The following is a 3,576-nucleotide window of genomic DNA, read 5'->3' as shown; positions in this document are numbered from 1 at the left end:
CCGCCCTCTCCCCCAGCCCCTCTCCCGCGCGCGGGAGAGGGGAGCACGACAACGCAGATCCGGCTTTGTCAGCAAGCAAAGGGGCACAGTCTGTGCCTCTTTTTCGATTCAGGGCGCCAGTAGCAGCCGTTCGATGCAGGCCCTGCGCTCTTCCTTCTGCGCTGCGGTGCCCTGGTGGGAAAGCAGGGACTCCGACAATTCAGCGCGGCCGGCGCCGCAGTGCCGGCCTAGGATGGCGCCATCCTCAATACACCTCAATGCAGCCGCGTCCCCGCAGCCAGCAAACGTTCCAGCCCCTGGGCCAGCGTCATGCCCAGCGCGCGTCCCCAGCCGTGGATGGCGAGCACGTGCCGGCGATAGACGGCATGGTGGAGCAGGGCGGCGAGGCGGCCTTCGATATGCCAGCCGCTGTCCTTGCCAGGCGCAGCCAGGTTGGCGATGGTGCGGCTTCCCGCCAGCGAGACCAGCGAGCCATAGTCGCGGTAGCGGAACCCCTCGATGGGCTTGCCGGCCAGGCGCCGTGGCAGCGCCTGCGAAAGATACAGCGCTTGCTGATAGGCAACCTGCGCGCGCGTCGGGAGTTCCGCTTCGAGATCCTGGGGCCGGCAGCTCGCGCAGTCCCCGATCGCGTAGATATGCTCGTCCTCGACGCTCTGCAGGGTGGGCAGCACGCGGATCTGCCCTTTGGCATTCACCGGCAGCCCGAAGCTGGCCAGCATGCCCGGCGCGGCAATGCCGGCCGCCCACACCACGACGTCCGCCTGCATGGGTGGCTGCCCCGCAATGGTCAGGCCGCTCTCGCTGACGGAGGTCACGCGGGCGTTGCACTGCACATGGATGCTCAGCCGCGCGAGCTGCTCGCCGACGCGATCCGCGATCCGGGTTCCCAGGCCGGGGAGAACGCCGGCGGAGGCCTCGATCAGGCAGATTTCCACTCCCTTTACCGGGTCGAGCCGATGGATGCCATAGCGATTGAGCACGCTGGAGGTGCGACGCAACTGCGCTGCAAGCTGCACACCCGTCGCACCCGCGCCGACGATGGCTACCCGGACCTTTCCCGTGGGCGCTTGCGGTTGGGCATCAGCCTGCGCGGTCCGGCGGCGCAAGGCGGTGAACACACGGTCGCGCACCTGCTCCGCGCTGCTCACGCTGTCCAGCGTCAGGGCGTGTTCACGCGCGCCGGGCACGCCGAAGTACTGCGTCACGCCGCCAACGGCTAGCACAAGCTTGTCGTAGCCGATCGACTGGACCTGTCCGTCCTCGCCATGCCCTGTGCCGGCAAGGGCCACGCAGATGGTGCGGTTGATGCGGTCCACCGCTTGCAGATCACCCTGCACGTAGCGGAACCCGTGGCGCTCGGCCTGCAATGCGAAAGACGTATGGTGAACCACGGGCTCGAGCCTGCCCGCGGCCACTTCATGCAGCAAGGGCTTCCACAGGTGCGTGGAGCTGCGGTCGACCAGCACGATCTCGGCTTGCCCTCGCTTGCCCAGCCGCCTGGCGAGACGGGTGGCTACCTGCAGTCCGGCGGCGCCGCCGCCAACGATCACAATGGTTGTCATGGGAAGCTCCGGGGTTGTTGTCTTGTTGCCGCGTGCGCATCCGGTTGCCGCTGGCCGGCCACGCTGCATTCCAGCGCGTGGAAGTCCGGCCAGACGGCATCCGGGGAGCCGCACAGCACGGTCGATCCGCCTGCCTGGCGCGGCGCATCGTCATAGGCGGGCCGGACAGTGGCCGTATGCATGCCGACAGCCTGCGCGGCGCGCAGGCTGCTCTGCGTGGCACCGACCAGCAAGGCGCGGTGCGCCGGCACGTCGGCCGTGTGCAGGATCAGCCGGTAGAGTTCGATCTCGGTTTCCCGGGGAGACAGCGCATCCGCCGTGGCGATGACCGCAAAGCGATCCATCCAGTCAGGCCCGATGGCGCCATCGAGCAGGACCCGCAGCTTGCGCGAAGAGATGGGCGCGGCAAGCGCCAGCCGCACGCCGTCCAGCTCCGCGCTGCGCATGAGCTGCAGCGCCTGGCCACGGATCCGGATTGACTGGCCGGCACGCGCTTCGGTGCAGGCATCCTCATGCCAGCGGAGCAGGGCGTCGCGTTCTCGTGGTGCTGCGTCGAAGCCGGACTTGCGCGGATCGTCCGCGCGGATGAGCACATCGTCCAAGGTAAGCACCAGCAATTCAAGCGACATTTCCCGTCTCCATATGCACTGCGTTTCGATACGCGGACGCGATTGCGTTTCCGGTCAGGGCACTATAAGGTAGCCGCTTCATATTGAAAAATTGGTTTATAAAACCGACCGATAGGTTTTCTACTATGAATCGCACCACCACCTTCCGGCAGCTCAATGCCATCGACGCCATTGCCCGCCTGGGGGGCGTTTCCCGCGCGGCGGAGGAGTTGCACATCACGCAGCCAACGGTTTCGCTGCAGCTCAAATTGCTCGAAGAAGCGATCGGGGCGCCGCTGCTGCAGCGCGCGGGCAGGGGCACGCAGCTCACGCCCGCGGGCGAGGTGATGGCGGGCTACGCCGGGCAGATCCTGCGCTTGTGGCGCGAAGCCACCGAGGAGGTGGCGGCGCTCAAGGGCAACCTGGCCGGCACGCTGCGGGTCGGCGCCATCACGACGGCGGAGTACCTGCTGCCGTCGATGCTGGTGGCATTCACGGCGGACCAGCCCGACGTCAAGATCAAGCTCCATGTGGGCAACCGCGAGGAGATCTTGCGGATGCTGGCCATGCATGAGATCGACCTTGCCATCATTGGCCGGCCGCCCACGGATATCCGCACGCAGGCGACGCCGTTCGCCAAGCACCCCATGGCATTTATCGCGGCGCCGGACCATCCATTGATGGCGCGCCGCAATCTCACGCTGCAGGACCTGGTGGAGGAGAACCTGCTGGTGCGCGAGCGCGGCTCGGGCACGCGCAACACCGTGGAGCGTCTGTTCAGGGAGGCCGGCCTGCGGCTGCCGCTGGGTTCCGAGCTGTCCAGCAACGCGGCGATCAAGCGGATGGTGTCGGCAGGGCTGGGTGTTGCGTTTCTCTCCCTGCACGCCTGCACGCTGGAGTTCCAGGCAGGGCTGATCGGCCTGCTGCCGCTGCAGGGCAATCCCATCGAGCGCGACTGGTACGTGCTGAACCTGCCGGGGGTGCGCCTGCCGCGCGTGGCGGTTGCCTTCCGTGGCTACCTGGTGGAGCAAGGCCAGGCGGAAATCACCCGGCAGCTGGAGTCGTTTGATGTGATACTGCGCCGCCTGCACGCCCGCGCCCGGCGCCAGCGCAAGGCAACGCCTGGAGAGAGAGCGCGGCCATGAAGCCCGGCATGCCGGTACGCTGTGCCATGGCGGCGCGGGAGAGAGGGCACGACAACGCAGTTCCGGCTTTGTCAGCGGTCTGGCGCGCCGTCTGACCGCTGACAAACCTGATGCACCAGCTGAAGCCGCCAAACGGGCCAAAGCCGCGCGCCATGACGACGGCTGTCTCTCCCTCTCCCCTCAAGGGGAGAGGGCCGGGGAGAGGGGTGGCTTAGTCAATATGACTCCCCTGGGGCAAAGAGGGCTGGCCCGCCGCGAGGA

At 67.4% G+C, this 3,576-nt stretch carries 3 protein-coding genes; 1 reads left to right on the top strand and 2 read right to left on the bottom strand.

The annotated features are described in order from the left end of the window. Positions 1-254: 254 nt before the first annotated feature. Both ACGLHR_RS51010 and ACGLHR_RS51005 read right to left on the bottom strand, forming a co-directional pair. Positions 255-1,562 carry an NAD(P)/FAD-dependent oxidoreductase gene (locus ACGLHR_RS51010; protein ID WP_400103657.1) on the bottom strand — a complete coding sequence of 436 codons (1,308 nt, stop codon included), beginning with the start codon at positions 1,560-1,562 and terminating at the stop codon, positions 255-257. Next, positions 1,559-2,191 (bottom strand): hypothetical protein, encoded by a 633-nt coding sequence (locus ACGLHR_RS51005; RefSeq protein ID WP_400103655.1) that lies wholly within the window; start codon positions 2,189-2,191, stop codon positions 1,559-1,561. The genes ACGLHR_RS51010 and ACGLHR_RS51005 overlap by 4 nt, the downstream gene beginning before the upstream one ends. Positions 2,192-2,316: 125 nt before the next feature. Here ACGLHR_RS51005 and ACGLHR_RS51000 point away from each other — a divergent pair, with 125 nt between their 5' ends. Continuing rightward, complete coding sequence (locus tag ACGLHR_RS51000) at positions 2,317-3,315, top strand: LysR family transcriptional regulator (RefSeq protein WP_318237104.1); 999 nt, start codon at positions 2,317-2,319, stop codon at positions 3,313-3,315. The last annotated feature ends 261 nt before the right edge of the window (positions 3,316-3,576 follow it).

The sequence above is a fragment of the Cupriavidus sp. CuC1 genome, assembly GCF_044627735.1.
GTDB lineage: Bacteria > Pseudomonadota > Gammaproteobacteria > Burkholderiales > Burkholderiaceae > Cupriavidus > Cupriavidus ulmosensis.
The sequence above is the reverse complement of the archived record's forward strand: the minus strand, read 5'-3'. Positions and strand labels throughout refer to the sequence as shown.